At 45.5% G+C, this 17,507-nt stretch carries 17 protein-coding genes; 8 read left to right on the top strand and 9 right to left on the bottom strand.

What is annotated here, in order from left to right; genetic code table 11:
• Nucleotides 1–602: 602 nt before the first annotated feature.
• Nucleotides 603–1,049: a YciI family protein gene (locus tag F0L74_RS28235; RefSeq protein WP_149841241.1), complete on the bottom strand. Its 447-nt coding sequence runs from the start codon at nucleotides 1,047–1,049 to the stop codon at nucleotides 603–605.
• Nucleotides 1,050–1,119: 70 nt separating this feature from the next.
• Between F0L74_RS28235 and F0L74_RS28230 the strand changes: the two genes are divergently transcribed.
• Together F0L74_RS28230 and F0L74_RS28225 are read left to right on the top strand one after the other, a co-directional pair.
• Nucleotides 1,120–2,298 carry an acyl-CoA dehydrogenase family protein gene (locus tag F0L74_RS28230; RefSeq protein WP_149841240.1) on the top strand — a complete coding sequence of 393 codons (1,179 nt, stop codon included), beginning with the start codon at nucleotides 1,120–1,122 and terminating at the stop codon, nucleotides 2,296–2,298.
• 250 nt (nucleotides 2,299–2,548) lie between these two features.
• The gene (locus F0L74_RS28225) at nucleotides 2,549–3,571 is read left to right on the top strand and encodes an FAD:protein FMN transferase (protein ID WP_149841239.1); all 1,023 of its coding nucleotides are present in this window, start codon (nucleotides 2,549–2,551) and stop codon (nucleotides 3,569–3,571) included.
• Between the two features lie 73 nt (nucleotides 3,572–3,644).
• On the opposite strand, the gene F0L74_RS28220 is transcribed toward F0L74_RS28225, so the two are convergent.
• The 5 genes from F0L74_RS28220 to F0L74_RS28200 all read right to left on the bottom strand — a co-directional run bounded on the left by F0L74_RS28220 (nucleotide 3,645) and on the right by F0L74_RS28200 (nucleotide 7,657).
• Entirely contained in the window at nucleotides 3,645–4,265 is a 621-nt protein-coding gene (locus F0L74_RS28220) for an outer membrane beta-barrel protein (protein ID WP_188316210.1), read from the bottom strand.
• A gap of 31 nt (nucleotides 4,266–4,296) precedes the next feature.
• Nucleotides 4,297–4,938 (bottom strand): DUF4136 domain-containing protein, encoded by a 642-nt coding sequence (locus tag F0L74_RS28215; RefSeq protein WP_246197840.1) that lies wholly within the window; start codon nucleotides 4,936–4,938, stop codon nucleotides 4,297–4,299.
• 351 nt (nucleotides 4,939–5,289) lie between these two features.
• Nucleotides 5,290–5,907 (bottom strand): HAD family hydrolase, encoded by a 618-nt coding sequence (locus F0L74_RS28210; protein WP_149841237.1) that lies wholly within the window; start codon nucleotides 5,905–5,907, stop codon nucleotides 5,290–5,292.
• 23 nt (nucleotides 5,908–5,930) lie between these two features.
• Nucleotides 5,931–7,160 (bottom strand): DUF2130 domain-containing protein, encoded by a 1,230-nt coding sequence (locus F0L74_RS28205; protein ID WP_246197839.1) that lies wholly within the window; start codon nucleotides 7,158–7,160, stop codon nucleotides 5,931–5,933.
• 218 nt (nucleotides 7,161–7,378) lie between these two features.
• Nucleotides 7,379–7,657 (bottom strand): hypothetical protein, encoded by a 279-nt coding sequence (locus F0L74_RS28200; protein WP_149841235.1) that lies wholly within the window; start codon nucleotides 7,655–7,657, stop codon nucleotides 7,379–7,381.
• A 314-nt stretch (nucleotides 7,658–7,971) separates the two neighbouring features.
• Here F0L74_RS28200 and F0L74_RS28195 point away from each other — a divergent pair, with 314 nt between their 5' ends.
• From F0L74_RS28195 to F0L74_RS28185, 3 genes are all read left to right on the top strand, one after another.
• Complete coding sequence (locus F0L74_RS28195; RefSeq protein ID WP_149841234.1) at nucleotides 7,972–9,693, top strand: MrcB family domain-containing protein; 1,722 nt, start codon at nucleotides 7,972–7,974, stop codon at nucleotides 9,691–9,693.
• Nucleotides 9,694–9,698: 5 nt separating this feature from the next.
• Complete coding sequence (locus F0L74_RS28190; protein WP_149841233.1) at nucleotides 9,699–11,975, top strand: DUF2357 domain-containing protein; 2,277 nt, start codon at nucleotides 9,699–9,701, stop codon at nucleotides 11,973–11,975.
• Nucleotides 11,976–12,247: 272 nt separating this feature from the next.
• Nucleotides 12,248–12,619 (top strand): hypothetical protein, encoded by a 372-nt coding sequence (locus tag F0L74_RS28185; RefSeq protein WP_213087095.1) that lies wholly within the window; start codon nucleotides 12,248–12,250, stop codon nucleotides 12,617–12,619.
• A gap of 73 nt (nucleotides 12,620–12,692) precedes the next feature.
• On the opposite strand, the gene F0L74_RS28180 is transcribed toward F0L74_RS28185, so the two are convergent.
• The 3 genes from F0L74_RS28180 to F0L74_RS28170 are packed head-to-tail and all read right to left on the bottom strand — an operon-like array spanning nucleotide 12,693 to nucleotide 14,572.
• Nucleotides 12,693–13,559: an MBL fold metallo-hydrolase gene (locus F0L74_RS28180; RefSeq protein ID WP_149841231.1), complete on the bottom strand. Its 867-nt coding sequence runs from the start codon at nucleotides 13,557–13,559 to the stop codon at nucleotides 12,693–12,695.
• Between the two features lie 24 nt (nucleotides 13,560–13,583).
• Nucleotides 13,584–14,012, bottom strand: a complete 429-nt coding sequence (locus F0L74_RS28175) for a nuclear transport factor 2 family protein (RefSeq protein WP_149841230.1) — start codon at nucleotides 14,010–14,012, stop codon at nucleotides 13,584–13,586.
• 20 nt (nucleotides 14,013–14,032) lie between these two features.
• On the bottom strand, nucleotides 14,033–14,572 hold the full coding sequence (locus tag F0L74_RS28170) for a carboxymuconolactone decarboxylase family protein (protein ID WP_149841229.1): 540 nt from the start codon (nucleotides 14,570–14,572) through the stop codon (nucleotides 14,033–14,035).
• A 297-nt stretch (nucleotides 14,573–14,869) separates the two neighbouring features.
• Between F0L74_RS28170 and F0L74_RS28165 the strand changes: the two genes are divergently transcribed.
• The 3 genes from F0L74_RS28165 (at nucleotide 14,870) to F0L74_RS28155 (ending at nucleotide 17,358) form a co-directional block, all read left to right on the top strand.
• Complete coding sequence (locus tag F0L74_RS28165; RefSeq protein WP_149841228.1) at nucleotides 14,870–15,142, top strand: hypothetical protein; 273 nt, start codon at nucleotides 14,870–14,872, stop codon at nucleotides 15,140–15,142.
• 272 nt (nucleotides 15,143–15,414) lie between these two features.
• The gene (locus tag F0L74_RS28160) at nucleotides 15,415–16,005 is read left to right on the top strand and encodes a sigma-70 family RNA polymerase sigma factor (protein WP_149841227.1); all 591 of its coding nucleotides are present in this window, start codon (nucleotides 15,415–15,417) and stop codon (nucleotides 16,003–16,005) included.
• A 165-nt stretch (nucleotides 16,006–16,170) separates the two neighbouring features.
• Nucleotides 16,171–17,358, top strand: a complete 1,188-nt coding sequence (locus tag F0L74_RS28155; protein WP_149841226.1) for a FecR family protein — start codon at nucleotides 16,171–16,173, stop codon at nucleotides 17,356–17,358.
• Nucleotides 17,359–17,507: the final 149 nt, after the last annotated feature.

Here is a 17,507-nt window from a genome sequence, read left to right as displayed (position 1 = left end):
AGGAGAGAAGAAAGTATTATGGGAAGTTTAGGTAATTGCATAACGGGGAAGCCCATGCTGGAAATAGCCGTACAATGGTAGATCCTGGTCGATATTGGCAGACAGTAGTAGACAGTAGTGGGCAATGGTACCGCCATCCTATCCCCGCCTCACATAGATACACCATGACCACGGTATCCCCCACTCATCCAACAGCCATCCTGCCTTGCCGGCAGATGATTAAAAGCGGCCTTGGCTGGCGCGGCTCCCACAGCCAATCTCCAAACGAACAACCAGCGGCAGGCGCAGCCGCTTTTAACATCTGCTGGCATGGACTCCCCCGGCATGGACTCCCCCGGCATAAACTACCCAGGCATGAACTATACCCAGCATGAACTATACCCGGCCTGGACTACCCTTGTAATATTTCAATAAGACACTATAAGCCGTCTACCAGCTATTACCAGGACATGTGCATCCCGTGTGCAACCCATATGCAACTCGTATTAAAAGCGTTCACTACCTAGGGTAAAAGCGTTCAACCCCGGGGTAAAAGCGTTCAAATGAGGGAAAGAAAAACGGAAGGAAGGGCTACCAAACATCGCGGCATTTGCCGTAAATGATTATTTAAACACCGCATTCTTTGCGGTCCACCATGATTTGATCTCAAAAGTCAGCCGGCCGGTGATCACCGCAGTATCAGTTTTTACAAGATTTGCTGCTTCCAGGCTATCGGCGCAATCCAGGATGAAGATGCCCCGCAGATCGCCATCATCGCCAAAAGGCCCCGCTACCAGCAATTTACCGGAGGCAGCCAGCCGTTCAATATTTGCCAGGTGCTTTTCCTGGATCTTCGCGGCATCCGCCTCGCGCTGGTTACGTTGAGGACCTCTTTTAAGGAACACCATCCAGTATTTTTTCATCTCCACTTTAACGGTGTCTGTCACGTTGGGCGTGATAGCGGTAGTCTTTTTTTCAGTGTAAGAACGGTGGACGGTAGGTTTAAAAGAAACGATCAGCATAACAAGGAATCCCACCAGCAACAACGCCGGGAATACTTTACTCAACATGCTCCCTTATTTTGCGCCTAAGGTACATCTAAAATTGTAAATCGTTATATTGCTGATAAAAGTGGTCAACATGGGGAAAGATGTTTTCCAGTCACCGGATTATTTTGCCATAGATGAATTGTTAACTGAAGAGCACCGGCTGGTCCGCGATGCGGTACGCCAGTGGGTAAAGAAGGATGTTTCACCCGTTATTGAGGATTATTGCCAGCAGGCCGCGTTCCCGTCCCATATTATCCAGGGCCTGGGACAGCTGGGTTGCTTTGGCCCTACCATACCAGTGGAGTATGGTGGCGGCGGACTGGATCATATTGCCTACGGCCTGATGATGCAGGAGCTGGAACGGGGCGACAGCGGCGTACGTTCTACCGCCTCCGTACAGGGCTCCCTGGTGATGTACCCCATTTATACCTTTGGCAGCGAAGAGCAGAAGCGCAAATACCTGCCTAAACTGGCCAGCGGCGAAATGATGGGCTGCTTTGGGCTCACGGAGCCGGACCATGGCTCTAACCCCGCCGGTATGCTTACCCATTATAAGGAAGACGGTGATCATGTGATCCTGAACGGCGCTAAAATGTGGATCTCCAATGCGCCTTTTGCGGATATTGCCGTAGTATGGGCTAAGAATGAGCAGGGAGAGATCCATGGCCTGGTCGTGGAACGGGGCATGGAAGGGTTCTCCACCCCGGAAACCAAGGGCAAATGGAGCCTGCGGGCCAGCGCCACCGGCGAGCTGGTGTTTGACAATGTACGCGTACCCAAATCACATATATTGCCTGGCGTAAAGGGGCTGAAGGGGCCTTTAAGCTGTCTGTCCTCTGCCCGGTATGGTATTGCCTGGGGCGTAGTAGGCGCCGCCATGGACTGTTATGATACGGCGCTGCGTTATGCCAAAGAGCGTATCCAGTTTGACCGGCCCATTGCCGGGTTCCAGTTAACCCAGAAGAAGCTGGCGGAGATGATCACAGAGATCACCAAGGCGCAGTTGCTCAACTGGCGGCTGGGCGTGCTCAAGAACGAAGGAAAGGCCACCCCCGCCCAGGTATCTATGGCTAAACGCAATGCCTGCGATATTGCCACCCAGATAGCCCGCGATGCGCGTCAGATCTTAGGCGGTATGGGCATCACCGGCGAGTACCCCATTATGCGGCATATGATGAACCTGGAAAGCGTGATCACCTATGAAGGCACCCATGAGATCCACCTGCTTATCACGGGCATGGATATTACCGGTTTAGACGCATTCCATTGAGACGGCGGACGTGGATACCCTTTGCAATTGTAATCGTCATATTGGCTAGTCAGGCATGTCCCATCGATGGGCGATACCGATGATGTCAGCAACGCTCTCCGCATTGTCCGGCACAATACGGTCTATTGACGGGCGGAATGTTCCCGGCAAACGCAATTTGCTGTCGCCGGAAATGACACGGAAAGGGCCTGCCACAAACCTGTCATAAAAAAGCTTCATCGTACCGGCGGGTTGCATTATCTTACTGCATATGACCCGTTATCTGCCCATTATTTTTATGCTTATCCTGGCCAGCATTACCGGCGCCCGCGCACAGCAACTACAGGTATGTGAAGGCAAAGCCCAGGGCACCTATTATATCGTAAAATATATCAGCGGGGATACCCGTTCCCTGCAAAAAGGCATAGACTCCGTTTTTGCGGCCATTGATCAATCCTTATCAGTTTATCAACCTGGATCACTCATTAATCAGTTCAACAGCGGCAGCCAGGTACGTATGGATGACCATCTGCAGGCTGTCATCACCAAAGCGCTACAGGTAAGTAAAACCACCGCGGGCGCTTTCGACATTACCGTAAAACCCCTGGTAGATGCCTGGGGGTTTGGCGTACAACGCCCTGCCCACCGGGGTGCGCCCACTCCGGATACCTTACAGCAGCTCCTGCAGCGTGTAGGCTACCATTACCTGACCGTAAAGGGCCCCATACTGTCAAAGAAAAAGCCGGGGGTGGAAATAGACTGTAATGGTATTGCCCAGGGGTATACGGTGGATGTGTTATCCCGCTTCCTGGAGCAGCACGGCATTGTGAATTACCTGGTAGATGTAGGCGGCGAACTACGGGCCAGGGGCATGAATGCCCAGCACCGTACCTGGATGGTAGGGGTGGAGCGCCCTGCTGCCGACAGTAGCAGCCAACCGGAGCAAACATTGTTACACCTGCAGGACAAAGCCATTGCCACCAGCGGCAATTATCGCCGCTTTTTTGACCAGGGAGGCACCCGGTTTGCCCATACGATTGATCCCCATAACGGACAAGCCCTGCATAATAATATCATCAGCGTAACCGTCATCGCCAAGGATTGTATTACAGCAGACGGTTTTGACAATGCCCTGATCTTAATGGGCGTGGAGCCGGCCCTGGCATTTATCAGCAGCCATCCGGAACTGGGGCTGGAAGCCTGCTTCATCTACAAAGACGATCAGGGCAGGATTGCAGAACGTTTTACCCCCGGATTTAAGCAATTGTTGATCACTGCCGGAGGCGATAAATAAAAAAAGCCCCGCCAACCTTATGTCAGCGGGGCAACCGATGTTTAACACGGCTTCCCTAGAATATGGACAAACTTTAGTTGATATGCCACCTCAACCCTATATTCGCTTGTATAGTACTAAAGTTGGTGATCTCGGCTAATTTATAAGGAGCGTAGTTATATTCTATACTTGCATTGAATAATAACGGCGAAGCCTTGCCAAATGGTATGTTCACCCCAATTTCCGGGCTCGCCATAAAACGCCAGCTGTTGTCCTTATCTACAAACTCACCCCAATATTTTTCATAGTTCATATTAGCTGCGCCAATACCCAGTGATGCATAAGGAATTACAACAGCATCAGGTTTGGTAAATTGATATTGTACAGTTGCGAGTGCCGGTATTACCTGCAAGGTACGTGATTGTACTGCGGAAATATCGCCGCCTTTGGTCGGATATACCGCACGGGGCACCCTTTCATAGAAATCCTGGAAGCCGGTTTTTAAACCAATGCCCCACTGATCCGTGAGCATATACTGTACGCCAGCCTGCCATCCCCGGAAGCTGGTTTTATCCGTATAGTCCTTTACAGAGCCAAAAGGCTGTGCAATGGAATAGTTAAAATTAAAGGAGAAGGGAGGGCGCACCTGGGCAGATGCGGCCTGCATGCCCAGGCATCCTGCTATGATCAATATCCAGTTTTTTAAACGTAACATCTTCATCGATTTTAAAAGTGAAACGGCTGTTTTATTTCTTCAGGTAAGGCGACTGGGCAAATACGGCAGACACCATATTATTCACATTATTAGTATCCCACACGCCGGAGCCCCGGAACATAGCATTCCAGATAGCGTTGATCTGCTTATCGGATTGCGCATTCTTCAGGTCAACCAGGTCAATGGATACGGCCCTTTCCTTATAATACACCGTATAATAGGATGGAAAGTAATAGCCATAGCCCGGGTATCCCCAGTAAAAAGGATCATAGTAACCACCCCAGCCTGACCAATAACCCGGGTCATAATAGCTGCTGCTATAGGTATCGTCTATACGGGTAAGGTTAATGGCCAGTTCAGGCTTAGCTGCTTTATCTACCAGTATATAACCCTTTGCCTGCATGGCCGCTTTTACAGCAGCGATCAGCTGTTTATCGTAATCTGTCAGCGCTCTTTTGTCCGTGCTGCCATTGCTGGCCACGGCCACAGAGTCTACTATGCTGAAGCTGGTATAAGAACCGAAATTAACCGTGCTATCCCGGTTGGTGATATAAATGCGCGATTCCTCATCCGTCATATCATTCAGCGGATCCTTACGGCAGCTATTGAGGGAAAGGAGGGCAGTCAGCGCTACCGTAGCGCTCATTAGCAACAATAGTCTTTTCTTTTTCATCTGTCAGTTATTTAATTTTTTACAACTTACAACCCCTCAGGATACATCCTACCAATACAGATCCTCCCGGCCAGATACCGGTGATTGCCGTCAGGATTGTTTTAGCATCGTGTAGCCTTACGGTTCCTATTCACGCGTTTTTTAGGTGCCTCTCAGATTTTGTCATACACTAAGTATGCCATATTAGTACGCGCACAGGCTGGTAGCAGTGCAGTGAACGCTAACTAATCATTTAACGTTCAACGGATTAGAGGGTTGTATGTTACAGAAGTTTATTGTAGAAATGTTAATGTCTTCTTAAAGTTTTGTTAAGGGTAGCTGTACTCAGGGTCTTACATATAACGCATGGTGCTAACTTAAAATTGTTTTAGCAATGAGTACCTGTTTTAGCTGTTCCGGAGATGTGAAATGGATGCTGTCGATACCACAGGCTTCGGCGCCGTGGATATTGCGTAGGTTATCATCAATAAAAAGGGCTTCCGCCGCGGGGATCTGGTAGCGGTCCAGCAGCAGCTGGTAAAAAGAGGGGTGGGGCTTGCGTATTTTCTCATGGCCGGATACTACAATACCGTCAAACCATCCCAGGAAAGGATACAAGGTAAGCGCAATTGGAAAGGTTTCGCCAGACCAGTTGGTAAGGGCATACAGTTTGTACCGGCCGCTTTCTTTTAATTGCTGTAATATGGCCAGGGTACCTTCAATCACTCCGCCCAGCATTTCCTGCCAGCGGCCATAATATGCCCGGATCTGGTCCTCGAAGGCAGGATGCTGTTGCACCAGCAGTTCAGTGGCAGCGGCAAGGGCCCTGCCGGCATCCTGCTCTTCGTTCCAGTCAGAAGTACAGATGTGCTCCAGGAAATGCTCTGTTTCTTCCGGGGTGGTAAAGATCTTATTATAGAGGTAACGCGGGTTCCAGTCTATCAGTACGGCGCCCAGGTCGAAAATAATGCTGGTATATTGCTGTTGCATAGCTTAAAGATAAAAACAAATGATTAGTCCAGCAGCAGATCATCGGCTGCATCTTCCAACAGTTTCAGGTCCACGGAATCACTGCCGGCAATGCCTTCTACGGAGCCTTTGATATGTGCGGCGTTCAACAATACTTTCTCCAGTTGTTTTTCGCGGGCTTTCCACAGCTTTTCCATGGCTTCCCGCTCTTTCTGGATGGATAATTTCATGGAGAGAAAGCCTTCGCGGATGGCTTTCCACTGTTCCGCAAACTCGCTACCGGTGAGATAATCATATAACATATGCATCTTATCCCCTTTATTTTCCTGGGTCCGGAGGGCATTGGAGATCTTGATGATACCATCCCGCAGTACCAGGGCCAGGGCCTTTACCTCCGTAAACGTACAGACCCAAATGCCTTCCCGCTCCCCAAAACGGTCCATATCCTTGGGCATGGCCTGTGTAACCAGGATGGCTACGTCTGCCCCCTGGCTGCGCATATCTGCTTTCAGCTTCTCCAGCCAGTCGCGGGAGAAATCCTTGGTGCGTTTGCTTTCATAGATGATACGCCCGCAATCCTGGCCAAACTGGTTGCGGATGGTTTGGATACAGTCCGCCCCTCTTACGCCTTTACCCACCTCTGACACGGTATCAAAGGGGAAGGCAGCCCGTAGCAGCTCTTCCAGCACCAGCTCCTGTACCTCGCCCTGTAGCTGCATGGAACCCTGTTCTGCGCGGCGCTTCATCTCTTCTGCCAGGCGGCGCTGGTCTTCCAGCTGTTTCTCCATCTCGCGGAGGCGCAGCTGAAACTCCGTTTCTCGCAGCTGGCTGCGGTCCGCTTCTTCTTTGCGGATCACCTCCGTTAGCTGGTTGCGGGCCTCCAGCACCTTCTTTTGCATGGATATCTCCATTTCCTCCTCTTTATTCCGCAGCTCTTGCTCCCGGCGCAGGAACTCCAGTTCCTGGCGGCGGGCTTCGCGCAGCCGTTCTTCTTGCTCCTGGTTGGTTTGCTGCAACATACGGAGCTGATTCTCAAAATCGGCGGAAAGGTGCTTGCGTATATTCTCGGACAAGGATTCGTGCATTTTCTCCTTTTCGGAAAGCAGGCGTTTGTTCAGTTCTTCCTCCTGTACCTGCTTCAGCTGTTCTATCTGCTGGCGTTGTTGGGCCAGTTGCTGTTTCTCTGCATTCAATCCGTCCATTCTCTTCCGCCATTCTGATTCCAGCTTTCCACGCATTTCCTTCTCAATATCAGCGGCAAAAGCGTCTTCCATGACAAACTGGTGTTTGCAATTGGGGCATGTGATCGATGTTCCCATAGTCAAAAACAATAAATACTCTGAATTTCGTGAATGTATACGCTCGCTACGCAATGTATTAGCGTAGCGTAAAGGTAGGTAAAAACAAAAAAGGAAGGAGAACCTTCCCTTCCTGGTTAACATAGCAAAAAACAAACAATAAGGGGCTCGGGACCGGAGGTCAAGGCATAGGCTTATTCTTCCTCCTGCTCTTCTTCCAGTTGGAACGCGCTGTCTGTCGCGTTGTCGGGCATATCGTATAACAGTTCATCGGTAAGAATAAATAAGAGGGTAATGGCGCCACTAACGGCATTAGCGTTAAGGGTTTCCCATTCTTCAATTACCCAGCCTTCTTCGAGGAGCTGATTTATTTCGGGTATTTCATTTACAAAGGAGGTAGCGCGGGCGTTTTCCTGTTGTCCGGCTTCCTGAAGTCGTTCGAGGTCAATGGTAACGGTAACAACTTTTTGCATGGGTGAAAATTGTATGGTGAATTTAGGAAGGTGGTGTTAGGTGGAGGTTAAGCGGGGATTAAGGAAATGTTAAGGAGGGGGAGGGAGGTGTCCTATTTATACGTAATGAGTGGCTAAAATGATGTATTTTCGCATGATAATATAAATTACAAAACAATATCATGTTTGTAGAATTGAAAATACTGGTTGACCTCAACAGCCAGTAGAAAGTCCACAGTTATAGGAAAAAGACTGATTCCTTATGGCAAAATCAGTTCTAACTAAAAGATTTACTTGTGAATTCCCTTAAGGCTTAACCTAAAAGCTCCCCTAGTATGCGAGAAATTGATAATTACGCACCAGAACTCCTAAGATTTTTAAAACAAGCAAACGAACCCACTCCTAACCTTGAAACTAAAAGTTATAAGGGAGTATACAATGACTGTGAAGTAGATGTAAGCTTTGGGAGGGGAAACTTGGCACACATTCCCTGGATTGCCTTTTTAAGAGAAGGCCAGAAAGTCTCAAATGGTATTTATCCTGTTTATCTCTACTATAAGGAGCACAATATTTTAATATTGGCGTATGGAATAAGCGAAACAACCCCGCCGGCGCTTAATTGGGATGTTAAAGATGTTAAAGAGATGCCTATACGAGATTTTTTTTGGGCTCGGTTTGGAGAGGCTCCAGAGCGTTATGGAGATTCGTTGCTCTTCAATAGCTATCAAATTGATACAACTCGGGATGATTATGGATTAGATTTTGGTAAAATTAATGAGGAGATCCTTTACTTAACGGAGTTTTATAAAACTATAGATTTTGGAAGTACCGTGTCACCAAAAGAAGAATCCCTCTCCCCAAAAAACATTAAAATAAGCTCCTCAGCTTCCTTTGACTATAACAGGTTCGTGTCCGACATAAAGGCAGCGCATTTAAGTTTCTCGGAGCGTCTCATTTTCAGATTTGTCACAGCACTTTGTGCAAAGCCATTCGTGATTCTAACGGGGCTTTCGGGATCAGGGAAAACTAAACTTGCACAAGCTTTTGCCAAGTGGATATGTGAAGAGAAAGATCAGATATGTATGGTGCCGGTTGGAGCGGATTGGACAAGCCGAGAACCATTGTTAGGATATCCTAATGCATTAGAAAGAGATAGATACGTTTTTCCGGATAATGGCGCGTTAGCTTTGATACTTAAAGCTAGCGCTAACAAAAACCGCAATAAACCTTACTTTCTTATCCTAGATGAGATGAACTTAAGTCACGTTGAGCGATATTTTGCTGATTTCCTAAGCGCAATGGAATCGTCAGAAGAGATATGTCTTCATCCAGGAACGCAGAGTTGGAACGGTGAACGTAATTTGCCTGTGCCGCCTAGCATTACATTGCCACCTAATCTTTTTATCATTGGTACGGTGAATATAGACGAGACCACTTATATGTTTAGCCCTAAAGTGCTGGACAGGGCTAATGTAATTGAGTTTCGAGTGTCAAAGGGCGAAATGGATAGCTATCTAAATGCTGTCAATGGCCGGTTAGACCTCCTTTCATTACATGGTAATGGCGCTGAGATGGCCGAGGATTTTGTTCGGTTAGCAAGTGAGAACGCTTTGTCGTTACATAAAGAGAAGCTAAGCACCCTTTTGCTCGAATTTTTTGACCCCCTCAAAAAGGCTAGTGCTGAATTTGGCTATAGAAGCGCTGGGGAAATGATCCGATTTGCCGCTATTGCCGCTAAAATAGATCCCACTCTTTCCTTAAACATGAACTTCATAGTAGACTGTATCATTATGCAAAAGATGCTGCCTAAGGTCCACGGAGCAAGGCGGAAGCTGGAAGATATTTTGGAGGAGTTAGGGCAGTTATGTATTCATGAGGAGAAAGATGTTAGAGATAAGAAAAATGTTATTAAAAAGGAGGGTGTTATTAAGCTGTTTGATGCAAGGGAAATAACTGATAATCACGAAGGGATTAAATACTCCATTTCTTTTGAAAAGATAAAAAGAATGTATCAAGGGTTAATGAATAATGCATTTACCAGTTATGCAGAAGCTTGATGCGTATGACCTATAGTAAAATAACTATACAAGTCCCTGTAAAAACCGAAGACGCTACAAGTGTAGAGGTTGTAATAGCAGCGTCTTCTAAAAAAGCTCCTTTGACCGAGATTGGCTTATTAGAAGCAAAAGAATACGGTGAGGCTGTTATACAAATTTCAGAGGGTTGTTCCTATGAATACGCCGTTACAGCCGGATACGATCTCGCAGGTGATAATAGAATAGTCCGTTCATCTTCTCTGAGAAAATCGGCTGGCAGTATTCACCCCAATATCTACGTAGGTACACTGACAATAGATGTAATGGATTTGAGTCGTAAAGAAAAGTGTGGGGAAATACAATTGGAGGTACGGTCTATAAAAACAGATTATCGGACAGACTATAGGTACATGCTTGAGGAGATAACAGAAAAGTGTACTGAGCTCCTTATGCAACAACATGCCCCCATACACCAATATTTTACCATTGATTTTAATAAGGATGCGCTTACACTGTACCAACGATTTTCGTTCATCAAATCTATTTTGGACACAGACGAGTTTAATGATGCCGTCCACAGGATTTTGTTATCCCCTGTAACTAATTGGGAGGAAACAGAAGTAGAGAGGAATATTAGTAACGTAAAAAGAATTAACAGCAAGATCTTGCATCAAATGGCACGGGCCGTCAACAGAATTGATTTATCGGAGCAGCATTATTTAAAAAATAAACTAAAGTCTATACCTGAAAAAGTAAAGGTTAACTACAAAAAGGAAACTACAGATACTCCAGAGAACCGATTTGTAAGGTATGCCTTGTCCCATTTTCGGCAATTCTGTGGGGATTTTCTCAATCATCTTAAAGAAGATAACAGACTTAAGCGAGAAGCACAACTGTTGGAAGATAAACTAGGCCGTTTATTGAGCCATGCTGTATTTAAAACAGTATCAACAATAAGCACATTGCCCTTAAATAGCCCTGTATTACAACGTAAGGCTGGCTATAGAGAAGTGCTTAGGACTTGGTTGATGTTTGACCTAGCGGCGAAATTAGTCTGGAAGGGAGGGGATGATGTATATGAAGGAGGTAAAAAGGATGTTGCCGTATTATATGAATATTGGCTATTCTTCAAGCTAATTGATATTATAGGGGAAGTATTTAAACTTCAAGGTACTGATGTAAAGAAGCTAATTGAATTAACTAAGGATGGTCTGGGCTTGAAGCTAAAACAAGGGGAATACTTACCCATAACAGGTGTTTTCGAAAGTAAGATAAGAAGGCTACAGATACAATTTAGTTACAATAGAACATTTAGGGGAGATAAACAGTACCCTCATGGTGGCAGTTGGACTACGAATTTAAGACCCGATTATACACTCAGCATTTGGCCATCCGATATAACCCAAGAAACCGCAGAGCAGGAAGAGCTCATTGTCCACATTCATTTCGACGCAAAGTATAAAGTAAAAGACGCTAAGGAGATATTCGAAACGGATATCAACTTAAATGAGGAAAAGGAATTGCAGAGTAAAGGCACATTCAAGAGGGCGGATTTGCTGAAGATGCACACTTATAGAGATGCTATAAGAAGAACTGGAGGCGCCTATATTCTTTATCCCGGAGATAATTCTACCGAGAAGCGTGGATTTCATGAAATATTGCCTGGCCTGGGTGCTTTCTGCATAAAGCCCTCAAAAACGAATAGTAATGGTGTAAATGCATTGAAGGCTTTCTTGGAAGAGATTGCAATCCATTTGGTAAATCGCGCTTCTCAGCGGGAATTGATGGCCTTTCGAGTGTATGATACACACAAGAATAACAACAGTAGCCAAGTAAACGAACAATTGCCAGAAGCTTCTGGTCTTAATAGGGGACTAATGCCGGACGATACATTTGTGTTAGTCGGCTATTATAAGAGCCAGGCACATTTAAATTGGATCATTAAGCATAATCTTTATAATACAAGGATGACATTGGCTGATGATGGTATGCAATTAAGACCTCAAACAGTAGGAGCCAAATACTTATTATTATACACTGGGCGAGAAAAAGTAGCTAATAAGCTTTTTAAGCTAAAGATGGACGGGCCGCGGATCTTCTCAAAAAAGGAGTTAGTATCAAAAGGCTATCCTACTAAACCGAGAGAACGACTGTATCTTGTTTTTGAAATTGAGCAAGAGATTGAAAAGGAATTTGAAAACGTGGCCTGGAAGATAGGAGAGTTAGCCAATTATCCCAAAAAACACGGATTACCTTTTCATACGAGTTTAACCGAAGTGATGCAAGTAGTGATAAGGCCGTAAGCTGTTGAGCCTGCATGTCGGAAGGGTTGGTACTAGGTAACGCTTAAACTCCAATAAATTGCTATCGTATCTGCCTATTATTCTTATTTAGTTTAGTCTACATCATATTCACAATATTCGTGGCAATTTTTTCACTAATTGTCCTGCCCGTTATACATCCCCGCCTGGCTCAGCCATTCCCCATAAACCCCGCTCCCACAGCCAGTTGTGCAATTGGCATAATGCTTGTTTTTCTACTTGGAAAAAAGGTTATGAAAAGCAAAATGAAATTTTTGAGCATGAAATTCCTGGGCGCATTGCTTCTTGCCATGTTTGTTTTTGCCATTGGTTGTAGTAAAGATGATGACCCAGCTGACAACGACTTCTTTGTAGGCACGTATAATGGTACCATTACCTTCAATGATGGAACACAAACCACTACTGATGAAGATGGGCGTGTAACAGTGGTTAAGGTTGGCGACACCTACACTTTCGATTTTGGTACTGGTATTCCTAATATTACCGGGGTGAAATTCGAAAAGAAAGATGATAATACCTATGTGAGTATAGGTAGTGGCATTACAGGTATCACTATCACAGCAAGTACGCTGAAGATGTTGGTATCAAACAGCTCCGGCACCTGGACGGCAGATTGTACCAGATAGCTAAAAAAATTAAATGCAAGAATCCATCTCTGAAAAAGTAGATGGATTCTTGTTATATACTATAAAAATATTTTTACAGCTTCGCGGTTTCCCCCGTTTTCAGCACACGCAAACTCTTACCAAACCGCGTATCCGCAAAAGTAAGTTTCATCACAGAAATCGGCTCTACATACATAGAAAACGTAGAATGATGCACCGGAATGATCTTCCCCGGATTTACAACATTGGCCATGTGCAAACAGTCAACCCAGTTCATCCCTCTTCTTCCGATGTTACCATCAGAACCAACAGCAGCCATATCCGGGATTAGTAGATCAATTTTCCCATATCGGGTGTAACCGTCCATTTCATTGAACCACACGGTATCACCCGTCCAATAGATCCGGTACAGCTCCTGGCCGTTACGGTATTCAATAATATAACCATTCCCTTTGCCCAATGCTGTACGTAAGGGTTCGTTAGCTGCGTGAACGGCTTTCACCGCAATGATCTTCAGGCGCTCATTTCCTTTCTGCATCATGGTGCTATCATCCCAGTTCAGGCCATTGATATCTGTAAATCCCCAGTTTTTAAAAGTATCATGGTTCACTTCAGGGCCAACAAGATGTATACCCTTGTTCAGTTTTTCTATTGCCTGTTTGTCAATATGGTCAGCGTGGGGATGGCTGATCAGCAACAGATCGATTTTGGACATGTCAAAATGCGCCGGCGCAATGAGCCTCGTAATGGGCGCATTCATTTGCCCGGTGCCAGGATGTTGTTTAATGATAAAAGCAGAATCTCCTTTCGGGCTCAACATGGGATCTGTCAGTATTTTAAAGCTACCCAACTGTAACACATAGGTGGGGCCGCCAATCCATTGCATTGTTTTACGGCTCTGCGCGTTGGCAAACTGAACCACTACCAGCAGCAATGCCAGCAGGCCTTTAATATATTTCATCCTAAGAAATTTTAATGTGAAGACTTAATCAATGATACCGGGAACGAAGAACTGGTTAATGCCGGCAACATCAGAGAGATAAGTAGCCATCGAAGTAATTTTGCCATCATTTATCTGGCAAACAATAGCCACCTGTTCATCCAGTATCAGATTGTCTCTGCTGGAGGTATTATGTAGAGAAAGCGTAACACCATGCAGGCCGTATAAAATATGCATTAATTGAAATTTAACGCCGAAACGTTTCAATCCCTGCGCACGGCGGATAATGGCATCGGCGCCATTTGCAGGACCAGAAAGAATGCTGGTGCCGGGTAATGTCCAGATAGCATCAGGGGCGATTATTGACCGCATGGTATCCCATTCGTCATTTTTCAGCGAAGTGAGGAATGTATTAGCGATGTGCAGTTTTTCCTCATCAGTTGGGAGGATAGTGTTTTGATTTGAGGTGTTCATTGTTACTGTTATTTTAGTGGTTATTTTATTGGTTCTGCTGCAGGAAAATCAACCGGGATATCGGTTAAAGCGTATACATAATTGGTAAATACGCGCACTGTGATCAAACCGATGAGTTCCATCACGGCTGCTTCATCGAATCCGGCGGCGAAGAAGTTCTCGAGCTCGGTATCTCCTGCATGCCCTTTGTTTACAACTATTGATTTGGCCAACTGTAAGATGGATTGCAATTTGGCGTCGCTTACATCGGCCCTTCTTATGGATAATGTCTCTTCTTTAGTAAAACCGTTTTTTATGGCTAACATGCTATGCGCCGCCAAACAATAATTACAGCCATTTATTTCAGATACAATAAGAGCAATAGCCTCTCTTTCTTTAGGAGAAAATGCACCTTTATTTACAGTGGCTTCAAAATCCAGGAATCCTTTCAGGGCGTTCGCAGAGTAGCCAATGGTGGCGTATAAGTTCGGGACTTTGCCCAGTCGTTTATGTAATTGGTTAAATATAGCCTGTGAATCGGCGCTTACCTGTTCTTTGATGGGTACCTGTATTGTTTTCATAAAAGTCACTGTTATTCAATGAGTCAAAATTAGATCAACGGGTGTTTCCGCAACATGGACAACAGCGTTTATTGCATGGACAAATCTGCTAATGATAGCATACCCTGGTTAAATCGAGGGAACCTGCGGTTGAAAATGCTGCTTTCAATGCTACAAATGCCAAGGATCGTCCGGTTAAAAGGCTTAAGATATCTTTACTTTTACCTCCAGCACCTCGCTTGTAATAAGTTATTCATATTTAGTATTGCAATTATACGTCCATTTCCCCCTTGATAACTTAAATCGTACCTTTGCAACATGAAGATGACCAACAAAGACGTAGTAAGACTAGCGGAAATCAAACTTTATTTCCTCGACCCGCCGTATTCCTTTAAGATCCACAGTGAAGCAGCTCCCCAGCTTGATGAAATCTTTGCCATTCTCGAAAAGTACAAACCACTACCGCTAGTAGTAACAGACAACCTGCAGACATTAAAAACTTTGTTCGCAGACGCCTCCGGTAATGTAGAAGCTACCCGTAAAGTAATGAGGCAGATAGCCAGTGTACTGAATGGCCTTAACCGTGCTTAACAGCTTTGAGCACAGCTTCCTCTCCCGGCATTTTTAATAAGCTTTTAGTATTTTGGATGGATCAGGCGCCCGTAGAGGCGGGCGCACAAAAAAAACAGATTGTCATAAATTTGTTATATTAGCTGCCGCGTTTAATAACGTATAACTATTGCCAAACGAAACAATCAGTAGTCATTCCACGGATTGTGAGATGCATTTTTCAACCAGGATATAGCCAATCGTAGCTACCCTCAGGCAAACCGTCTGCAGGCAGGGAGCTAAAACACGTTAATATGTCAGATGTATATACAGATGAGCAATATCTACACTTCTCTTCGTCAAGGGATGAGGTTATCAGCTATCTGTTCAGGAAATATCATAATAAAATTTACCATTACGCCTTAAAGGTCACCAAGTCGGAAGTGCTGGCGGAAGACATTCTGCAGGATGTTTTTGTTAAGTTGTTCGAATATCAGGATCTCCACACTATTAAGAACATGGAGAATTTTATGATGTCAGTCACCCGTAACCATACCCTGAATATTTTAAAGCGCCGGCAATTTGAGCTAAAGCAGCGTCAAACCAAATATGAGTATTGGTACGAGCCTCAGAGCGAGACGGAGGAAGCGATCTATTTAAATGATTCCCAAAAGAACCTGCAACGCGTTATCCAGCAATTGCCGGACAGGCAACGGGATGTATTCAACCTTTGCCATATAAAAGGGCTAAAATATAAGGAGGCGGCCAAACTACTTTCATTGTCCCCCCTAACCATCAAAAAGCATATGCAGCTGGCCTTGCAATTCATGCGCAGCTATGCCGCAAAAAACGACCTGTTTATTTTAATATGCGCCGTTATTACATACTACCTTAGAAGCATATAGACTGTCCGCAACCGTATCCCGGTTTATGGCCCCAGGCCTTACCGTATCCCCTCAGCCGACTGGTGTCCCCCCCAAAAAAATTTCCCCTCCCATTACTCCATCCCCTCTCATTCGATTGTCTCTAATAAAAGGAACCTGAACCCAGGCCGGAAAACATCTGAAGATATGACGGACTCACGATTGAGATATTTATACGACCGATACCTGAATGATCAATGTTCTGCAGCAGAGCTGGAGGAACTGAAGCAATTGCTCAGGCAATCAGGAGATGAAGATGAGCTAAAGCAACTAATGGAGGAAACCTGGTACGAAATGGATGAAACCGGGTTGCCGGCAATGCCCGCTAACAAGGCAGACGGGATCTTGCAACAGGCATCAGATCATGCCCATAGACAGCGAAGAAGTTATAATTGGTGGCCGAAAGCTGCGGCAGCGGTTCTATTAATACTGGCGTCCAGCTGGGGCGTCTGGCATTTTACGCGCAACACGCAGGCTGAAGAAAATAGGCCCGTCGCCAGGAACGTTCCGGTGAAGTCACAAACAATTATGCCCGGCAGCAATAAGGCCACGCTACAATTGGCCAATGGCTCGCAGATCGTGCTGAATGATATCCCAACAGGGGATACCAGGCAAATAGGCGGCATGCGGATCAGTAAAACGGCAGCAGGTAAAGTGATCTATGTCTTTGACCAGCACGCGGGTAAAGAGAATGATAATGATATCAATATCATCAATACGCCACGGGGCGGACAGCATGAGATCGTACTGGAAGACGGGTCAAAAGTATGGCTGAACGCATCCTCCTCTTTGCGGTTCCCTGTTTCTTTCAGCAAAACTGCCCGTACAGTAGAATTAAGCGGGGAGGCCTACTTCGAGGTGACAAAAGACCCGTCAAGGCCTTTTAGTGTAAATGCAAACGGCACTACCGTAGAGGTATATGGCACGCATTTCAATATCAATGCTTATTCGGATAATGGATCAGTCAGCGCCACGCTGCTGGAAGGCTCCATCAAATTTAAAAAGGCGAATGCTTCGGTAATGCTTGTCCCTGGCCAGCAAGGCGCCATCCAAAACGATGCCTCAGACATAAAAGTGACGACTGCCGATATGGAAAAAGTTATGGGATGGAAGAACGGGTTCTTTGTTTTCCGCGATGAAAGCATTGTGGAGATCATGAAACAGGTAGCCAGATGGTACGATGTAGAGATCGAATTTGTGGGAGACCTGAGCGACCGTGAGTTTGGGGGGACAGTATCCCGGTATAATAACATTACGGAATTGCTTGATAACATGCAACTTACAAAAACAATTCACTATAAAATCGAAGGGAGGAAAGTATTAATTATGAAATAAAAAACTGATACCGAATGCCTGAAAAAAAGCAGGAACGTTTGCGGCGTCCCTGCTGGTGCAGGCTTAAAACAACCAGGATTGCAACCGATTATTTATTAAACCCACGTTTCAAATGTACAAAATTTCCACTGCTCCACTATGCAGGAGGT

Origin of the sequence: Chitinophaga agrisoli (assembly GCF_008386695.1) — a bacterium.
GTDB classification, from domain to species: domain Bacteria; phylum Bacteroidota; class Bacteroidia; order Chitinophagales; family Chitinophagaceae; genus Chitinophaga; species Chitinophaga agrisoli.
Note: the sequence above shows the minus strand (reverse complement) of the source record. Positions and strands in the feature narration are given on the sequence as shown.

Excerpts from the sequence above, each read along its gene's own strand:
- F0L74_RS28235 (WP_149841241.1), bottom strand. The coding sequence starts at position 1,049 with ATGTTGAGTAAAGTATTCCCGGCGTTGTTGCTGGTGGGATTCCTTGTT.
- F0L74_RS28230 (WP_149841240.1), top strand. The coding sequence starts at position 1,120 with ATGGGGAAAGATGTTTTCCAGTCACCGGATTATTTTGCCATAGATGAA.
- F0L74_RS28225 (WP_149841239.1), top strand. The coding sequence starts at position 2,549 with ATGACCCGTTATCTGCCCATTATTTTTATGCTTATCCTGGCCAGCATT.
- F0L74_RS28220 (WP_188316210.1), bottom strand. The coding sequence starts at position 4,265 with ATGTTACGTTTAAAAAACTGGATATTGATCATAGCAGGATGCCTGGGC.
- F0L74_RS28215 (WP_246197840.1), bottom strand. The coding sequence starts at position 4,938 with ATGAAAAAGAAAAGACTATTGTTGCTAATGAGCGCTACGGTAGCGCTG.
- F0L74_RS28210 (WP_149841237.1), bottom strand. The coding sequence starts at position 5,907 with ATGCAACAGCAATATACCAGCATTATTTTCGACCTGGGCGCCGTACTG.
- F0L74_RS28205 (WP_246197839.1), bottom strand. The coding sequence starts at position 7,160 with ATGGAAGACGCTTTTGCCGCTGATATTGAGAAGGAAATGCGTGGAAAG.
- F0L74_RS28200 (WP_149841235.1), bottom strand. The coding sequence starts at position 7,657 with ATGCAAAAAGTTGTTACCGTTACCATTGACCTCGAACGACTTCAGGAA.
- F0L74_RS28195 (WP_149841234.1), top strand. The coding sequence starts at position 7,972 with ATGCGAGAAATTGATAATTACGCACCAGAACTCCTAAGATTTTTAAAA.
- F0L74_RS28190 (WP_149841233.1), top strand. The coding sequence starts at position 9,699 with ATGACCTATAGTAAAATAACTATACAAGTCCCTGTAAAAACCGAAGAC.
- F0L74_RS28180 (WP_149841231.1), bottom strand. The coding sequence starts at position 13,559 with ATGAAATATATTAAAGGCCTGCTGGCATTGCTGCTGGTAGTGGTTCAG.
- F0L74_RS28175 (WP_149841230.1), bottom strand. The coding sequence starts at position 14,012 with ATGAACACCTCAAATCAAAACACTATCCTCCCAACTGATGAGGAAAAA.
- F0L74_RS28170 (WP_149841229.1), bottom strand. The coding sequence starts at position 14,572 with ATGAAAACAATACAGGTACCCATCAAAGAACAGGTAAGCGCCGATTCA.
- F0L74_RS28165 (WP_149841228.1), top strand. The coding sequence starts at position 14,870 with ATGAAGATGACCAACAAAGACGTAGTAAGACTAGCGGAAATCAAACTT.
- F0L74_RS28160 (WP_149841227.1), top strand. The coding sequence starts at position 15,415 with ATGTCAGATGTATATACAGATGAGCAATATCTACACTTCTCTTCGTCA.
- F0L74_RS28155 (WP_149841226.1), top strand. The coding sequence starts at position 16,171 with ATGACGGACTCACGATTGAGATATTTATACGACCGATACCTGAATGAT.